This is a genomic window from Neorhizobium alkalisoli (genome assembly GCF_007829835.1).
Classification (GTDB): domain Bacteria; phylum Pseudomonadota; class Alphaproteobacteria; order Rhizobiales; family Rhizobiaceae; genus Neorhizobium.
Genome location: NZ_VIWP01000013.1, coordinates 110232 through 125886 on the forward strand (window position 1 = coordinate 110232; position 15655 = coordinate 125886).

Sequence of the window (15655 nt, forward strand, 5' to 3'; positions counted from 1 at the left end):
CAACAAAGCGGTCCAGCGGTGGGAAGCCATCTTCGCCAAGTCGTGCCCAAGTGCAAGTCAAAAATATGTCGACCAAAGTCTGAGGCGCCGTTCAGAAGGGAAGTTCGCCCCGAAATTCGGGGAAAAGTGCAGCGATTGCGGCCAGCGGCGCGGCTGTGTCGCCACGCAGCCGGATCATGGGAAGATCACCCAGATCAGCAATGGAAAACCTCTCGTCATTCGGTGGAAGGCGATCGTCTGAAGGAAATGAGACCATTCGCACGACCAGATCAATCACGGCTTTTTCCACGCTTTCCACTGTGACGATACCGCTGCCACGGATTTCCATGAGCCCCGCGATTGAGGCCGGTCTTTCGGCAATAACGCTGTTTTCGAGGCGGGAAACGAAAACCTGATCATCGGCAACAAGGGCGGCATAAGCGCCTTGTCGCCTTGCTTCCGTCATGCAGAGAAAGGCCATCGCGGATTTGCCGCTGCCGGAGGGGCCGGTAAAAAGAATGCCGCGCGTGCCGATGATGACTGCCGTGCCATGCAGGTTTACCGGCTGGGCCTCGCTCATTGAGCCTCGCCCGCTGGCAGCGAGAGGATGAAGCGCGCGCCCTTCAACTCACCGGTCTTCGGATCTTCGAGGTTTTCGGCTTTCAGCGAACCGCCATGCGCCTCGGCGATCTGGCGGCTGATCGAAAGGCCGAGGCCGGAATTCTGTCCAAAGCTCTCGCCGTCGGGGCGGTCGGTGTAAAAGCGCTCAAAAATGCGGTTGATGTCCTCGGCCTGGATACCCGGGCCATTATCCTCAACGACAACCCGCACGCGATCTTTGGCGCGCGAAAGCCGCATTGCGATCCGACCGCCTTTTTCTGGCACGAAGGAACGGGCATTTTCGATCAGGTTTGTGATGATCTGGCCGAGCCTCAGGTCGTGACCGTTGACCACATAGCTCGCCTTGTCGCCGCCCTTGGCGTCCACCTTGAGATCGATTTCGACCGGTTTGCGCCCGGTGCGGATCTGCCGCGATATGTCGACCAGATTGCCGAGCAGCGTTTCCATGTCGACCGGTGACGAATCCGTGCGGGCAAGCTCGGCATCGAGGCGCGACGCATCGGAAATATCACTGATCAGGCGGTCGAGCCGGCGCACGTCATGGAAGATGATTTCCGTCAGTCGCTGTTTCGATGTCTCGGATTTGGCGAGCGGCAGCGTTTCGACGGCGCTTCTGAGCGAAGTCAGCGGGTTTTTCAGCTCATGGCTGACATCGGCCGCAAAACTCTCGATCGCATCGATCCTGTCATAAAGCGCATTCGTCATGTCGCGCAGCGCGATTGAAAGATTACCGATCTCATCCTGGCGATAGGCGAAATCCGGGATCTCCTCGCGCTGCTTGGCACCACGCCGGACACGGATTGCCGCTGCCGAAAGCCTGCGCAGCGGATTTGCGATCGTCGACGACAGGAGCAGGGAGAGAAGAATATTGACCAGCGTTGCGACCCCGAAGACGCGCATGATCGCCAGTCGCTCGGCATGGACGATCTTGTCGATATCGCCTGCCTGGGTCGAAAGAAGCAGCACGCCGAGCACAGCACGGAAACGCTGCACGGGCACCGCCACCGAAACGATCAGCTCGCCGCGATCGGTAATACGCACGACCGCACCGCGCACGCCGGTCAGCGCATTCATCACTTCCGGATAAATCGAGCCGTCACCGCCCGGCGCTTCCTTGTAGGTCGGCAGATTGCCGGGCTGCAGCAGCCGGTTGAAAAGCCCGGCCATCCATTCGCTCCAGGTCTGCGACTGGTCCTCGACCGGTGGCAGGTCGTAACGCAGCACTTGGCCGCGGGAATAGAGGTGGCGCGAATCAAGCAGAAGATTGGCGTCGGCATCGAACAGCCGGGCGCGGGTGCGGGTCGGCGATATCAGCCTACGCAGAACCGGCGCGACGCGCTCCGGGTCGATCGGGAAATCGAGATCCTCGTCATTCGGCACCGGCGTGATGCTCTGGCCGGCCTGCAGTTCCAGAAGTTTCTGCGGATCGATGGTGATCGAGTTCGTGTCGACCGATGCGGAGGCCGAAATCGCGCCGGAAATGATTTCGCCCTGTGTCAGAAGGCTTTCGACGCGCGCATCGATCAGGCCTTCGCGGAACTGGTTCAGGTAGAGAATGCCGGCGACCAGAACGACGGTTGCGGCAATGTTGAAGAACAGGATGCGTCGCGTCAGGCTGGAAAATACGGCATGGCCGAAGACGCGGCGGATCAGCGTGAACGGCCGCGACCAGAGGCGCCGCTGGCCGCGGCGCGTCTCGTTCGTGGCCGTCATCCGGCTATCAAGCAATTGATCTGCCACGTGCAGTCCTTCCACGCGGCCAGCTTAACGCCGATGCCGACATGGCCTCAAGTTAACCTTTGGCAAGGCGATCTTGGGCGTTGAGCGCTCAGGCGGCTTCGCGGAAGCGATAGCCGACACCGTAGAGCGTTTCGATCATGTCGAAATCCGTGTCAACCATCTTGAACTTCTTGCGCAGCCGCTTGATGTGGCTGTCGATCGTCCGGTCGTCCACATAGACCTGTTCGTCATAGGCGGCATCCATCAGCGCGTCGCGGCTTTTGACGACGCCAGGGCGCTGCGCCAGCGAATGCAGGATGAGGAATTCGGTGACGGTCAGAGTCACCGGTTCGCTCTTCCAGGTGCAGGTATGGCGTTCCTGGTCCATCAGCAGCTGACCGCGTTCAAGCGTGCGGGCTGCCTGCTGCTCGGGCGTCGGCTTGGCGCCGGGCTGGGCATCGCGAGCTCCAGCACGGCGCAAGATGGCGCGGACGCGCTCGACCAGCAGGCGCTGCGAGAACGGTTTCGTGATGAAATCGTCGGCGCCCATCTTGAGACCGAACAATTCGTCGATTTCCTCATCCTTGGAGGTGAGGAAGATCACCGGCAGATCTGATTTCTGGCGCAGGCGGCGCAGAAGCTCCATGCCGTCCATGCGCGGCATCTTGATATCGAAGATTGCCAGATGCGGCGGGCGAGCCACCAGTCCGTCGAGCGCGGAGGCGCCGTCCGTATAGGTTTCGACCTTGTATCCTTCCGCTTCCAGCGCAATCGACACCGAAGCCAGGATATTGCGGTCGTCATCTACGAGCGCGATTGTCTGCATTCTCTCCGTCTCCATCACCATATATGCGCATCTCCTGGATATTCCCCACCCCGGACCTGCCATAAGTCGACGCACTACTTGAGTATAAAGGTGGAACAAATTGTGGCAATGTTAAAGGGGCGCGTTACCAAGAGGCGATAAGATGGGCCGCATAATGCCCGTCTGGACCCTCGAATCCGCAGCATGAAATGGTGCCGTAAACCGATTCAAATAGGAATAAATTTTTTTAAATCGATTAAATGATTGATATTACTGCACTATTCAGGATGTCGCACTTGCCCTTTTAAAAATCTGTCTCTAACTTCACGTCACTTTCCAATTCCAGGCAGGAGAAAGACGCGCATGGAAGAGTTCGGACTTCACAACCCGTCCAATGGGCTCGCGGCAATCGGTTTCGATAATCTGTCGCGCGTTAATTACAATTTTTCCGAGGTCGAACTCTACGAAGACGCGATTCGTCTTGGTGAAGCTGACTTGACGGCTGACGGTGCCCTGCGCGCCATCACCGGCCAGCACACCGGCCGTTCGCCGAAGGACAAGTTCGTCGTCCGTGACGCGGAAACCGAGAGCCGGATCTGGTGGGACAACAACAAGCCCCTGTCGCCGGAGCATTTCGCAATTCTCCATAAGGATATGCTGGCCCACGCAGCCGGCAAGACGCTTTACGTGCAGGATCTCATCGGCGGTGCCGACGCGGAAAATGCCCTGCCGACGCGCGTCATCACAGAATTCGCCTGGCATGCACTCTTCATCCGCAACCTTCTCATCCGCCCGAACCGCGATAGGCTCGAAGGGTTCCAGCAGAAGCTGACCATCATCAACCTGCCGAGCTTCAAGGCCGATCCGGCTCGCCACGGCTGCCGCACCGAAACTGTGATCGCCTGCGATCTCGCCAAGGGTCTCGTCCTGATCGGCGGCACCTCCTATGCCGGCGAGAACAAGAAGTCGGTCTTCACCGTTCTCAACTATCTCCTGCCGGAAAAGGGCGTCATGCCGATGCACTGCTCGGCCAATGTCGGCAAGGATGGCGATACCGCCGTTTTCTTCGGCCTGTCGGGCACCGGCAAGACGACGCTGTCTGCCGATCCGACCCGCACGCTGATCGGCGATGACGAGCATGGCTGGGGCAAGAACGGCATCTTCAATTTCGAAGGCGGCTGCTACGCCAAGGCAATCAAGCTCTCGGCTGAAGCCGAGCCTGAAATCTATGCCGCGACCCGTCGTTTCGGCACCGTGCTCGAAAACGTCGTACTCGACGAGAATCGCGTCCCTGATTTCGACGATAATTCGCTGACGGAAAACACCCGCAGTGCCTATCCGCTGCACTTCATCCCGAATGCCTCGGCAACCGGCCTCGCGCCGCATCCGAAGACGATCATCATGCTGACCGCCGACGCTTTCGGCGTCATGCCGCCGATCGCCAAGCTGACGCCGGAACAGGCCATGTACCACTTCCTGTCCGGTTACACGGCCAAGGTCGCCGGTACGGAAAAGGGCGTGACGGAACCGGAAGCAACCTTCTCGACCTGCTTCGGTGCACCTTTCATGCCGCGCCATCCGGCCGAATACGGCAACCTGCTCAAGGATCTGATCGCAAGCCACGGCGTCGATTGCTGGCTGGTCAACACCGGCTGGACCGGCGGCGCCTATGGCACCGGCCGCCGCATGCCGATCAAGGCAACCCGCGCGCTTCTGGCCTCTGCCCTGAACGGCAGTCTCAAGAGCGCCGAGTTCCGCACCGATGCCAATTTCGGCTTCGCGGTGCCGGTCGCCGTCGAAGGCGTCGAAACGGCGATCCTCGATCCGCGTTCGACCTGGGCCGATGGCCTCGCCTATGACGCACAGGCTGCAAAGCTGGTGTCGATGTTCATCCGCAACTTCGAAAAGTTCGAGGATCACGTCGACAGCAAGGTGAGGGATGCCGCTCCGGCTCTCCTGGTCGCGGCCGAATAAGCATCAGATTTGCAAGGATTCACGTGAAACCATCGACCCGGAATTGCTCCGGGCCGGTGGTTTTCTTTTTGCGGGCTTTGTGGGAATGATGCGGCCCAAGAAAGAACGGAGCCATGGCCAGCAACCCGCTTGAAATCAACAGCCGCATCACGATTGCCGGGTGGGAACTCACGGAGCAGTTCGTGCTAGCCGGCGGGCCGGGTGGTCAGAACGTCAACAAGGTCTCGACCGCGGTCCAGCTTTTCTTCGATATAGCCAATTCCCCGTCGCTTCCCGAGCGAGTCAAGACGAACGCTCTGAAACTTGCCGGCAAGCGTGTGTCGAAAGATGGCGTGCTGATGATCGAGGCCAGCCGGTCGCGAAGCCAGGAGCGAAACCGCGAAGAGGCGCGCGAGCGGTTGAAGGAACTGATTCTGGAGGCCGCCAAACCACCGCCGCCGCCACGCAAGGCGACCAAGCCGACCAAGGGTTCGGTGGAACGGCGGCTGAAGGCGAAATCCGGCCGCTCCGACATCAAGAAGATGCGCGGCCGCCCCTCGGGCGAGTGATTTTCGAAGATCGGGTAGGAGAACCGCATGGCGACCTTGCCGAACGGCATAAAACATCTGCCGGGTTTTCTGGATCGGCAGGCCCAAGAAAACCTGGTGGAACTCATTCGTCAGGTCGTGGCTGAAGCGCCGCTTTACGTTCCCGCCATGCCCGGCACCGGCAAGCCGATGTCAGTCAGAATGACCAATTGCGGTTCGCTCGGCTGGGTCACCGACAAGGAGCGCGGTTATCGCTACCAGCCCACCCATCCGCTGACCGGCAATCCCTGGCCTCCAATCCCGCCAGTGCTGCTCGATCTGTGGCGTGAGCTCTGCGATTATCCGAAAGAGCCGGAAGCCTGCCTCGTCAACTTCTATTCCGACGAGGCAAAGATGGGCCTGCACCAGGACAAGGACGAGAACGAGCTTTTGGCCCCCGTCCTCTCCATCTCGCTCGGGAATACCTGCCTCTTTCGCGTCGGCGGCCTCAGCCGCAACGATTCGACCGGATCATTCAAACTGTCGAGCGGCGATATCGTCATCCTGGGCGGGGAGGGGAGACTGGCGTTTCACGGCGTCGACCGCATCTACCCGGCAACCTCGACACTGCTGAAAAACGGCGGACGCATCAATCTGACGCTCCGCCGGGTCAACAGCCGACTGTCTGCATCGATATCAGGCGGTGCATCGCCTACAGTTTTCGAAGCGATACCGTCTCGATGAAGTGATCGCGGCCCTTGCGCAGGATCAGGTCCGCCCTTGGCCGGGTCGGCAGGATGTTCTGGCGCAGATTCTTGAGATTGATGTTTTCCCAGAGCCCTTCCGCCACCGCGCGGGCTGCGTCCGCATCGATCGCCGCATATTTCTTGAAGAACGAGGTCGGATCGCGAAACGCGGTTTCCCTGAGCTTCATGAAACGCTGCACATACCAGCTGTGGATCTGGTCTTCGTCCGCATCGATATAGATCGAGAAATCGAAGAAGTCCGAAACGATCGGCACGATCTTGCCATCGGCAGGCAGAGCCCGCGACTGCAGCACGTTGATGCCCTCGAAGATCAGGATATCCGGCCTGTCGACCAGCGTGAATTCGTCCGGCAGGACGTCATAGGTCAGGTGCGAATAACGGGGCGCCCTCACATTCGGCTCCCCGGCCTTGATCGCCGAGAGAAACCGCAGGATGGCGCCGATGTCGTAGCTTTCCGGAAAACCCTTGCGTTCCATCAGGCTTTCGCGGTTCAGCACCGCATTCGGATAAAGAAAGCCGTCCGTGGTGATGAGATCGACCTTCGGGCTTGCCGGCCAGCGAGCGAGCAGTTCCTTCAGGATACGCGCGGTCGTCGATTTGCCGACCGCTACCGAACCGGCAATGCCGATAATAAAGGGCGTCTTCGTCACGTTGGACAGGCTGAGGAAACGATTGCGCTGCTGGTAGAGCAGCTGCGATGCCTCGACATGCGTCGACAGAAGTCGCGACAGCGACAGATAAATCCGCCGCACCTCGTCAAGATTGATCGGATCATCTAGCGAGCGCAGCCGTGAAACTTCGTCGGCCGTCAGTGTCAGTGGCGTATCGGCGCGGAATTTTGCCCATTCGTCGGCACTGAAGTGGTGATAGGGTGAATAGAAATCCGTTGTCATCGCGGCATCCGGAGTATTTTCGGGCTTCGATGCGATATTCATGATTGCGGCCGGCTCGCCTTTTCCTGAAGACCGGATTGTCCGGTCCGTCGCGCAAGTTCGTCGAGCACATCCTGCAACGGGATGTCGGCGATATTCAATACGACCATCAGGTGATAGATCAGGTCGGCGCTTTCGGATACGAGGTCTTTCCGCTCCTGCGCCACGGCTGCGATCACGGTCTCGACCGCTTCCTCACCCAGCTTCTTTGCCGCCTTCGTCTGCCCGGCAGCAACAAGCTTTGCCGTCCAGGATTCCTCCGGCGAAGCCTTGGCGCGCAAGGCAACGATCTTCTCCAGGTCGTTCAGCGTAAAGGTGCTCAAACCTGCCTCCTCCATTCCCAAAAGTCAGTCGAGCCGCATGGCAATGCCATGCTCGGCCATATAGCGCTTCGCCTCACCCACGGAATAGGTGCCGAAGTGGAAAATCGAGGCTGCAAGAACCGCAGTTGCATGCCCCTTCTGGATGCCCGCGACCAGGTCGTCGAGATTGCCGACGCCGCCGGACGCAATGACCGGCACCCGCACGCTGTCGGCAATCGCGCTTGTCAGTCCGAGGTCATAACCAATCTTGGTGCCGTCGCGGTCCATAGAGGTGACGAGCAGTTCGCCTGCACCGCGCTCGACCATTTTCTGCGCAAATTCGACGGCGTTAATGCCGGTCGCATTGCGCCCGCCATGGGTAAAGATCTCCCAGCGATCCGTCTCGCCGGTGCCGGACACTTTTTTGGCGTCGATCGATACGACGATGCACTGGTTGCCGAACTTGTCCGCGGCTTCTGCGACGAAATCCGGATTGTTCACGGCCGCCGAGTTGATCGAAACCTTGTCGGCACCGGCCAACAGCAGCTTGCGGATGTCGGCCACGGCACGCACGCCGCCGCCGACCGTCAGCGGCATGAAGCAATGCTCGGCCGTGCGGGCAACGACATCGAAGATCGTTTCACGATTGTCGGACGAGGCCGTGATATCGAGAAAGCAGAGTTCGTCGGCACCGGCGGCATCATAGGCTTTTGCAGCCTCGACCGGGTCACCGGCATCGATCAGATCGACGAAGTTGACGCCCTTGACGACACGGCCGTCCTTGACATCGAGGCAGGGGATCACGCGGGCCTTGAGGGTCATGCGGCACGTCCTTTCGCGCTACGGATCAGCGCCAGAGCCGCCGCCGGGTCGATCCGCCCGTCATAAAGCGCACGGCCAGAAATCGCGCCTTCCAGCCTTGCGGCATCCGGCTCCAGCATGCGGCTGATATCGTCGAGCGAGGCAAGCCCGCCCGACGCAATCACCGGAATGGAAACGGCATCGGCAAGCTCCAGCGTCGAGGCCCAGTTGATACCGGCCAGAATGCCGTCCCGGTCGATATCGGTATAGATGATCGCCGAAATGCCGGCGCCTTCGAATTTCTTCGCAAGCTCGATCACGCCGAGCTCGGATGCTTCCGCCCAGCCCTCGACAGCAACCTTGCCGCCCTTGGCGTCGATGCCGACGGCAACCTTGCCCGGAAACTCTTTGCAGGCCTCAATCACGAGCGCCGGATCACGCACAGCAACGGTGCCGAGGATGACACGTGCCAGCCCGCGGGAAAGCCAGTTCTCGATATGATCGAGCGTGCGGATACCGCCGCCGAGCTGCACCGGGTTCTTCGTCGCCTTCAGGATGGCATCGACAGCAGCGCCATTGACGCTTTCGCCGGCAAAGGCGCCGTTCAGGTCAACCACATGCAGCCATTCAAACCCCTGGTCCTCGAAGGCTTTTGCCTGGGCGCCGGGGTCGGGATTGTAGACGGTTGCCTGGTCCATATCGCCGAGCTTCAGGCGCACGCACTGGCCGTCTTTCAGGTCGATTGCGGGAAAAAGGATCATGTCAGGGCTTCCACTTGAGGAAGTTGGAAATCAGGGCGAGGCCGAGCGTCTGGCTCTTTTCCGGATGGAATTGCGAGCCGGCCATGTTGTCGCGACCGACAAAGGCGGTCATCGCGCCACCGTATTCAGTCGTGGCGATGACTTCCTCGGGATTGGCGGCTGCCAGATGGTAGGAATGCACGAAATAGGCATGCAACCCATCCGGCCCGGTCGGAATGCCGTCGAACAGCGGGTGTTGGCTATTGAGCTGCAGTGTATTCCAGCCGATCTGCGGGATTTTCAGAGCGGGATCGGAGGGCGTCATTTCAACGACATCGCCGGAAATCCAGCCAAAACCTTCCGTCGTGGTCTTTTCCAGACCACGCGACGACATCAACTGCATGCCGACGCAGATGCCGAGAAAGGGACGCCCCTTGTTTTCGACGACGTCGATCAGCGCCTCGCGCATGCCCGGCACGGCGTCGAGGCCGGCGCGGCAGTCGGCATAGGCGCCGACGCCCGGCAGCACGACGCGGTCAGCCGTGGCGACGGCTTCGGCCTTGTCGGTCAGATCAATCGTGGCGTCGATACCGGCTTCCCGCGCGGCGCGCTCGAAAGCCTTGGTGGCCGAGCGCAGATTGCCCGACCCATAGTCGATGATTGCAACGCGCATCAGCGTGCTCCGTGATCAAAAAGGCCGAGACCGGCATTCTGCCAGCCGCCAGATGGTTTCGCCTGTTTCGCCCAGTCGGACGAGATCGGCATCTGCCGGTTCTCCGGCTGCGGCAGGCTCGAGAAATAGATGGCCTCGGCGGTGGTGATATCCTGCGCGAAAACCACGGTTTCGAGCGTGAAACCGCGGCGCTTCAGGGAGTTGGCGTAATAGTTGCGGCCTTCGAGCCCGGCGAGCAGGCTCACCGCAAAACCGAGCAGCGAACCGGCAATCTCGAAACCGGGCATGGCAGCCAGAACGCCGCTGCCAATCTGGACGGCAAGCACGACAAGCCCCGCAAGCCAGAGCCGGTTCCAGAGAAGCCAGGCCCAGGGCACGAGAAAAGCGATCCAGGAAAATCCATCCGCCACGATGACGGTGGAGCCATGGTTTTCGCCGGGCGTACGTGTCCGAGAATTCGGCGGTGTCAGAACGAGATAGCTTCTCAAGGAGTGTCTCCTGGAAGCGTCAGACCAGCATGCCCTTCGTGGAAGGAACGCGATTGGCCTGCCGCGGATCGATTTCGGTTGCCGTGCGCAGAACGCGAGCAACGGCCTTGAAGCAGGTCTCGGCGATATGATGGTTGTTGGCGCCGTAATGGTTCAGGATATGCAGGGTGATCCCGGCATTCTGCGCCAGCGCCTGAAAGAATTCCCGCACCAGTTCCGTATCGAACGTGCCGATCTTCGGTGCCGAAAACGCGACGTTCCAGACGAGGAACGGACGGCCAGAAACGTCGATCGCGGCCTTGGTCATCGTCTCGTCCATGGCGAGGTCGAGCGAGGCATAGCGGGTAATGCCGCGCCGGTCGCCGAGTGCCTTGGAAATCGCCTGGCCGATCGCGATGCCGGTGTCTTCAACCGTGTGATGGTCGTCGATATGCAGGTCGCCCTTGACCTCGATCTCCATGTCGATGAGCGAATGTCGCGACAGCTGGTCGAGCATATGGTCGAAGAAACCGACGCCCGTCGAAATCTTCGCGGTACCGGTGCCGTCGAGATTGACGGAAACCGAGACCGAGGTCTCGTTTGTCTTGCGGGAAATGCTTCCCGTGCGCGCAACAGTCTCGCCCATCAGGGTCTGCTCCAATGCTCTTCTCGGCGCTCCTTATCAGGCGGTTGTGCAAATATCCAGCGAAAGCAGGGCCGTGTTGTTGAACCTCTGCGCGAGATTGTATTCGGCAAAGGCGAACTTACATAGGTGCCAACGGAGCTGCCGCAAAAGGTGTCGCGGCTCGCAATCGGAAAGCCTGCGAGAGTGGGCAAAAAGGTGAATGCCAAAAGGTGAATGAATGACAACGATTATTACAGTCAGAAAGGGCGGCAAGGTGGTCATGGCCGGTGACGGTCAGGTCTCGCTTGGCCAGACGGTGATGAAGGGCAACGCGCGCAAAGTGCGCCGCATCGGCAAGGGCGAGGTGATCGCCGGTTTCGCCGGTGCCACGGCGGATGCCTTCACGCTTCTCGACCGCCTCGAAAAGAAGCTCGAACAATATCCCGGCCAGCTGATGCGCGCCGCCGTCGAACTCGCCAAGGACTGGCGCACCGACAAGTATCTGCGCAATCTCGAAGCCATGATGCTGGTCGCCGACAAGACGACGACGCTCGCCATCACCGGCAATGGTGATGTGCTGGAACCCGAACATGGCGCGATCGCCATCGGCTCCGGCGGCAATTACGCTTTTGCAGCCGCGCGTGCCCTGATGGATAGCGACAAGTCCGCCGAGGATGTCGCCCGCAAGGCGCTCGATATCGCCGCCGATATCTGCGTCTACACCAACCACAATCTCATCGTCGAAACGCTCGACGCCGGGTAATCGCATTCCGAAACAAGGGTCCTGCGACCAGGCCGCTTCAAAGGCTGGTCGCTCAAGGAAAGCCGAGAGGATAACATGACGACCTTTTCACCCAGAGAAATCGTCTCGGAGCTCGACCGCTACATTATCGGCCAGCACGAGGCAAAACGCGCCGTTGCGATCGCATTGCGCAACCGCTGGCGCCGTCAGCAGCTCGACGAGAGCCTGCGCGACGAAGTCATGCCGAAGAACATTCTGATGATCGGCCCGACCGGCGTCGGCAAGACGGAAATCTCCCGTCGCCTCGCCAAGCTCGCCGGCGCGCCCTTCATCAAGGTTGAAGCCACGAAATTCACCGAGGTCGGTTATGTCGGCCGCGATGTCGAACAGATCATCCGTGACCTCGTCGAGGTCGGCATCGGCCTGGTGCGCGAAAAGAAGCGCGCCGAAGTCCAGGCCAAGGCGCATATGAGCGCCGAGGAACGCGTCCTCGATGCGCTGGTCGGATCGACCGCCTCGCCTGCCACCCGCGAAAGTTTCCGCAAGAAGCTGCGCGATGGCGAACTCGACGACAAGGAAATCGAGATCGAAGTCGCCGATGCCGGCTCCGGCATGCCTGGCTTCGAAATCCCTGGAATGCCGGGCGCCAATATCGGCGTGCTGAACCTGTCGGATATGTTCGGCAAGGCCATGGGCGGCCGCACGAAAAAGGTCCGCACGACGGTTTCGAAATCCTATGCGGAGCTGATCCGTGACGAATCCGACAAGCTGATCGACAACGAGGTCATCCAGCGCGAGGCTGTCCGTTCGGTCGAGAATGACGGCATCGTCTTCCTCGACGAGATCGACAAGATCGCCGCCCGCGACGGCGTCATGGGCGCCGGTGTTTCCCGCGAGGGTGTGCAGCGCGATCTTCTGCCGCTCGTCGAAGGCACGACCGTATCGACCAAATACGGACCGGTGAAGACGGACCACGTCCTGTTCATCGCGTCCGGCGCCTTCCATGTGGCGAAACCTTCGGATCTCCTGCCGGAACTGCAGGGCCGCCTGCCGATCCGCGTCGAGCTGAAGCCGCTCACCAAGGAAGATTTCCGCCGCATTCTGACGGAAACCGAAGCAAGCCTCATTCGCCAGTACAAGGCGTTGATGGGTACCGAAGACCTGACGCTCGACTTCACCGAGGATGCACTCGATGCGCTGGCCGATGTCGCCGTGCATCTGAATTCCTCGGTTGAGAATATCGGCGCCCGCCGCCTGCAGACGGTGATGGAACGGGTTCTCGACGAGATTTCGTTTGCCGCGCCTGACAAGGGCGGTACTTCGGTGACGATCGATGCCGAATATGTCCGCATCCATGTCGGCGATCTTGCTGCCGATACGGACCTGTCGAGGTATATTCTCTAAGCTTTGAAGTAAGGCAGCCGGACATCTCCGGCTGCCTTATCTTATGCTTGACGCTATTTTGAACGCTGCAGTCTCGACACGGTGGCGTGTGTTCTTGTATGGGTGACGCGCTCTCGCCCAGCCGCTATTGCGTGATCCGGATCGCTTAAGCTTGTGGCGGCAGCCACCATAGGCAACGTCCTGGGACACGAAATTTGAAACGCTTCCTGCTCGCATTGCTGTTCACCGTCGCCTGGGCGGCATCGTCTTCGACCTTCGCGGCCAGCATTACGGTCGTTCCCGAAGGCAACCGTAACACGGTGCAGCCGAAGGTTCCGGGTGCTTCGGTGCGGCGGACACGCGCCGGCAGGACGACATTCGACGACAAGTATGAAAAGATCCGCGACCTGCTCGCCAAAGACAGGGCGCTGGTGTCGAAAATCAAGTCGACGGCCTCCGCCTATAATATCGATCCGATCCATATCATCGGTGCGGTCGTCGGCGAGCATACCTATAATGTCGATGCCTATGACAGCCTCCAGACCTATTACATCAAGGCGGCGGCCTATGCGGGCAACAGCTTCCGTTTCGGTTATGGCGACGAAACCATCAAGACGTTCGTCGCGCGGCCGGAATTCTCCAAATGCGATCCGAATGACGATTCCTACAGTCTCTGGACCTGCCGCGAGGCGGTCTGGGAAAAGAGTTTTCGTGGTCGCAAGGTGGATGGCACGTCTTTTCCGGACAATCGGTTCAGCGCCGTCTTCTTCCAGCCCTTTTACGCCGGTCAGACCTTTGGCCTTGGTCAGCTCAACCCGCTGACGGCTTTGATGTTCTCCGACATGGTCGCGAAAACCTCAGGTTATCCGAAGCTGGACGAGAACAAGGCTTCCGACGTCTATGATGCGATCATGGACCCGGACAAGTCGCTGGCCTATATGGCGGCGACCATCCGCCGTTCGATCGACGACTACAAGTCGATCGCCCATGTCGATATCTCCCGCAATCCCGGCATCACCTCGACGCTTTACAATACCGGCGGCTCGGCCGAACGTGCCGCAGCCCTTGCTGCGCGGGGTGCGGGTGCCATGCCGGAAGAGAATTATTACGGCTGGCTCGTCAACGATAAGCTCGCCGAGTTGAAATCGCTTCTCTGAGCGCCGATATCTGACGGAACGCCGAAACAGAGGAAGCTGTCTGATGGACATGCGCCCCGAACCTTTCGTTCCGCCCGCACCAATACCCCACACCCGCCCGCTGTCCAAGCTGGGCGTCATTCGCAAGGCGTTGCGAAACCCGCTCGAGCTCTGGGGCGAGGGGTCATTCACGCTTCCCTGGATCGAGACGAAGTTCTTCAAGGAACGCACCCTGATCGTCAACGATCCGGGCCTCATCCGCCATATCCTGGTGGAGAATGTCGCCAATTACGAAATGTCGGAAATCCGCCAGCTGGTGCTGCGCCCGATCCTTCGTGATGGCCTTCTGACAGCCGAAGGCGAGGTCTGGAAACGCTCCCGCAAGGCGATGGCACCGGTCTTCACGCCAAGGCATGCAAAAGGCTTTGCAGGCCAGATGTTGGCGAAATCGGAAGAGTTCGTCGAAAAATATGCGGCGGGTAGCGCGGAAGGCGCGGTCCACGATGTTTCCGTCGATATGACGGACCTTACTTATGCGCTTCTCTCCGAAACCCTGTTTTCCGGCGAGATCGCCGGCGACAAGGAATCGGTCTCGCAGGATGTCGATGATCTCCTGCACCGCATGGGCCGTATCGATCCGATGGACATGCTGCGCGCTCCGCCCTGGGTGCCGCGGCTGACCCGGATCGGTGGCAGGCGGGTCATGGAGAAATTCCGCGGCATCGTTTCCGACACCATGCTTCAGCGGCAGACGCGCATGCGCGAGCATCCGGCCGATGTGCCGCAGGATTTTCTGACGCTGCTCCTGCAGCTTGAAGGTCCGGGCGGCCTCTCAATGGCTGAGATCGAGGACAATATTCTGACCTTCATCGGTGCCGGCCATGAAACGACGGCGCGAGCGCTTGCCTGGACGCTTTATTGCGTCGCCCAGTCTCCGCATGTGCGTGATCAGATGGAGAAGGAGATCGACGCGGTTCTGGCGAGCGACGCCGAACCGGTCGAGTGGCTCGATCTCATGCCCTGGGTGCGGGCCGCTTTCGAGGAGGCGCTCAGGCTCTATCCGCCAGCCCCTTCGATCAATCGCGAGGCGATCGAGGACGATCACTGGGCAAGCCCCGATGGCCGTGAGGTCTTTATCGACAAGGGCGTGACTGTTCTCGTCATGCCATGGACGCTGCACCGGCATTCGCTCTACTGGGAAAAGCCGGCCGCATTCATGCCGGAGCGTTTTCTGCCGGAGAACCGCGGCGCGATCAATCGTTTCCAGTATCTGCCGTTTGGTGCCGGTCCGCGTACCTGCATCGGTGCTACATTTGCCATGCAGGAGGCCGTCATCGCGCTTGCCGTGATGATGCGGCGTTATCGTTTTGACGTGACGCCGCAGATGGATGTCTGGCCGGTGCAGAAGCTGACGACCCAGCCCAGGGATGGGATGCCGATGCGGGTCAGCGCGCGGCGCCTTCAGTCCTGACCGGTGTCGCCT

Annotated in this window: 17 protein-coding genes; 7 read left to right on the forward strand and 10 right to left on the reverse strand. The window is 60.1% G+C overall.

Going from position 1 to position 15655, the window contains the following annotated elements; all coding sequences use genetic code 11:
• Nucleotides 1-91: 91 nt before the first annotated feature.
• The 3 genes from FHW37_RS29385 to FHW37_RS29395 form a co-directional block, all read right to left on the reverse strand.
• Nucleotides 92-559 (reverse strand): HPr kinase/phosphorylase, encoded by a 468-nt coding sequence (locus tag FHW37_RS29385; RefSeq protein ID WP_145642969.1) that lies wholly within the window; start codon nt 557-559, stop codon nt 92-94.
• Nucleotides 556-2313 (reverse strand): sensor histidine kinase, encoded by a 1758-nt coding sequence (locus tag FHW37_RS29390; RefSeq protein WP_145642971.1) that lies wholly within the window; start codon nt 2311-2313, stop codon nt 556-558. The genes FHW37_RS29385 and FHW37_RS29390 overlap by 4 nt, the downstream gene beginning before the upstream one ends.
• 115 nt (nt 2314-2428) lie before the next feature.
• Complete coding sequence (locus FHW37_RS29395) at nt 2429-3145, reverse strand: response regulator transcription factor (RefSeq protein ID WP_145642973.1); 717 nt, start codon at nt 3143-3145, stop codon at nt 2429-2431.
• Between the two features lie 342 nt (nt 3146-3487).
• Here FHW37_RS29395 and FHW37_RS29400 point away from each other — a divergent pair, with 342 nt between their 5' ends.
• The 3 genes from FHW37_RS29400 to FHW37_RS29410 all read left to right on the forward strand — a co-directional run bounded on the left by FHW37_RS29400 (nt 3488) and on the right by FHW37_RS29410 (nt 6348).
• Nucleotides 3488-5098 (forward strand): phosphoenolpyruvate carboxykinase, encoded by a 1611-nt coding sequence (locus FHW37_RS29400; protein ID WP_145642975.1) that lies wholly within the window; start codon nt 3488-3490, stop codon nt 5096-5098.
• Between the two features lie 113 nt (nt 5099-5211).
• Nucleotides 5212-5646 carry an alternative ribosome rescue aminoacyl-tRNA hydrolase ArfB gene (arfB, locus tag FHW37_RS29405; RefSeq protein ID WP_145642976.1) on the forward strand — a complete coding sequence of 145 codons (435 nt, stop codon included), beginning with the start codon at nt 5212-5214 and terminating at the stop codon, nt 5644-5646.
• Between the two features lie 27 nt (nt 5647-5673).
• Nucleotides 5674-6348: an alpha-ketoglutarate-dependent dioxygenase AlkB gene (locus FHW37_RS29410; protein WP_145642978.1), complete on the forward strand. Its 675-nt coding sequence runs from the start codon at nt 5674-5676 to the stop codon at nt 6346-6348.
• Here the strand turns inward: FHW37_RS29410 and coaA are convergent.
• From coaA to hisB, 7 genes are read right to left on the reverse strand one after another with little or no spacing between them, the layout of a single operon-like run.
• Nucleotides 6317-7306, reverse strand: coding sequence for a type I pantothenate kinase (gene coaA, locus FHW37_RS29415; RefSeq protein ID WP_145642980.1), 990 nt, complete (start codon nt 7304-7306; stop codon nt 6317-6319). The genes FHW37_RS29410 and coaA overlap by 32 nt on opposite strands.
• Complete coding sequence (locus tag FHW37_RS29420) at nt 7303-7626, reverse strand: phosphoribosyl-ATP diphosphatase (RefSeq protein ID WP_145642982.1); 324 nt, start codon at nt 7624-7626, stop codon at nt 7303-7305. The genes coaA and FHW37_RS29420 overlap by 4 nt, the downstream gene beginning before the upstream one ends.
• Nucleotides 7627-7650: 24 nt before the next feature.
• Nucleotides 7651-8427: an imidazole glycerol phosphate synthase subunit HisF gene (gene hisF / locus FHW37_RS29425; RefSeq protein WP_145642984.1), complete on the reverse strand. Its 777-nt coding sequence runs from the start codon at nt 8425-8427 to the stop codon at nt 7651-7653.
• Nucleotides 8424-9167, reverse strand: a complete 744-nt coding sequence (hisA, locus tag FHW37_RS29430; protein WP_145642986.1) for a 1-(5-phosphoribosyl)-5-[(5-phosphoribosylamino)methylideneamino]imidazole-4-carboxamide isomerase — start codon at nt 9165-9167, stop codon at nt 8424-8426. The genes hisF and hisA overlap by 4 nt, the downstream gene beginning before the upstream one ends.
• A gap of 1 nt (nt 9168) precedes the next feature.
• Nucleotides 9169-9819: an imidazole glycerol phosphate synthase subunit HisH gene (gene hisH, locus FHW37_RS29435; protein WP_145642988.1), complete on the reverse strand. Its 651-nt coding sequence runs from the start codon at nt 9817-9819 to the stop codon at nt 9169-9171.
• Nucleotides 9819-10307, reverse strand: a complete 489-nt coding sequence (locus tag FHW37_RS29440) for a DUF2628 domain-containing protein (RefSeq protein WP_186458467.1) — start codon at nt 10305-10307, stop codon at nt 9819-9821. Before FHW37_RS29440 ends, hisH begins: the two co-directional genes overlap by 1 nt.
• A gap of 19 nt (nt 10308-10326) precedes the next feature.
• Nucleotides 10327-10932: an imidazoleglycerol-phosphate dehydratase HisB gene (hisB, locus tag FHW37_RS29445; RefSeq protein ID WP_145642992.1), complete on the reverse strand. Its 606-nt coding sequence runs from the start codon at nt 10930-10932 to the stop codon at nt 10327-10329.
• A gap of 217 nt (nt 10933-11149) precedes the next feature.
• Between hisB and hslV the strand changes: the two genes are divergently transcribed.
• The 4 genes from hslV to FHW37_RS29465 all read left to right on the forward strand — a co-directional run bounded on the left by hslV (nt 11150) and on the right by FHW37_RS29465 (nt 15643).
• Nucleotides 11150-11674, forward strand: a complete 525-nt coding sequence (gene hslV, locus FHW37_RS29450; protein WP_145642993.1) for an ATP-dependent protease subunit HslV — start codon at nt 11150-11152, stop codon at nt 11672-11674.
• Nucleotides 11675-11749: 75 nt separating this feature from the next.
• Nucleotides 11750-13057 (forward strand): ATP-dependent protease ATPase subunit HslU, encoded by a 1308-nt coding sequence (gene hslU, locus FHW37_RS29455; protein WP_145642995.1) that lies wholly within the window; start codon nt 11750-11752, stop codon nt 13055-13057.
• Between the two features lie 194 nt (nt 13058-13251).
• Nucleotides 13252-14193 carry a DUF1402 family protein gene (locus tag FHW37_RS29460; protein WP_145642997.1) on the forward strand — a complete coding sequence of 314 codons (942 nt, stop codon included), beginning with the start codon at nt 13252-13254 and terminating at the stop codon, nt 14191-14193.
• 43 nt (nt 14194-14236) lie between these two features.
• Nucleotides 14237-15643 carry a cytochrome P450 gene (locus FHW37_RS29465; protein WP_145642999.1) on the forward strand — a complete coding sequence of 469 codons (1407 nt, stop codon included), beginning with the start codon at nt 14237-14239 and terminating at the stop codon, nt 15641-15643.
• Nucleotides 15644-15655 lie beyond the last annotated feature (12 nt).

Excerpts from the sequence above, each read along its gene's own strand:
- FHW37_RS29410 (WP_145642978.1), top strand. The coding sequence starts at position 5,674 with ATGGCGACCTTGCCGAACGGCATAAAACATCTGCCGGGTTTTCTGGAT.
- FHW37_RS29400 (WP_145642975.1), top strand. The coding sequence starts at position 3,488 with ATGGAAGAGTTCGGACTTCACAACCCGTCCAATGGGCTCGCGGCAATC.
- hisF (WP_145642984.1), bottom strand. The coding sequence starts at position 8,427 with ATGACCCTCAAGGCCCGCGTGATCCCCTGCCTCGATGTCAAGGACGGC.
- hisB (WP_145642992.1), bottom strand. The coding sequence starts at position 10,932 with ATGGGCGAGACTGTTGCGCGCACGGGAAGCATTTCCCGCAAGACAAAC.
- hslV (WP_145642993.1), top strand. The coding sequence starts at position 11,150 with ATGACAACGATTATTACAGTCAGAAAGGGCGGCAAGGTGGTCATGGCC.
- arfB (WP_145642976.1), top strand. The coding sequence starts at position 5,212 with ATGGCCAGCAACCCGCTTGAAATCAACAGCCGCATCACGATTGCCGGG.
- FHW37_RS29385 (WP_145642969.1), bottom strand. The coding sequence starts at position 559 with ATGAGCGAGGCCCAGCCGGTAAACCTGCATGGCACGGCAGTCATCATC.
- hisH (WP_145642988.1), bottom strand. The coding sequence starts at position 9,819 with ATGCGCGTTGCAATCATCGACTATGGGTCGGGCAATCTGCGCTCGGCC.
- FHW37_RS29395 (WP_145642973.1), bottom strand. The coding sequence starts at position 3,145 with ATGCAGACAATCGCGCTCGTAGATGACGACCGCAATATCCTGGCTTCG.
- hisA (WP_145642986.1), bottom strand. The coding sequence starts at position 9,167 with ATGATCCTTTTTCCCGCAATCGACCTGAAAGACGGCCAGTGCGTGCGC.
- coaA (WP_145642980.1), bottom strand. The coding sequence starts at position 7,306 with ATGAATATCGCATCGAAGCCCGAAAATACTCCGGATGCCGCGATGACA.
- hslU (WP_145642995.1), top strand. The coding sequence starts at position 11,750 with ATGACGACCTTTTCACCCAGAGAAATCGTCTCGGAGCTCGACCGCTAC.
- FHW37_RS29465 (WP_145642999.1), top strand. The coding sequence starts at position 14,237 with ATGGACATGCGCCCCGAACCTTTCGTTCCGCCCGCACCAATACCCCAC.
- FHW37_RS29390 (WP_145642971.1), bottom strand. The coding sequence starts at position 2,313 with ATGACGGCCACGAACGAGACGCGCCGCGGCCAGCGGCGCCTCTGGTCG.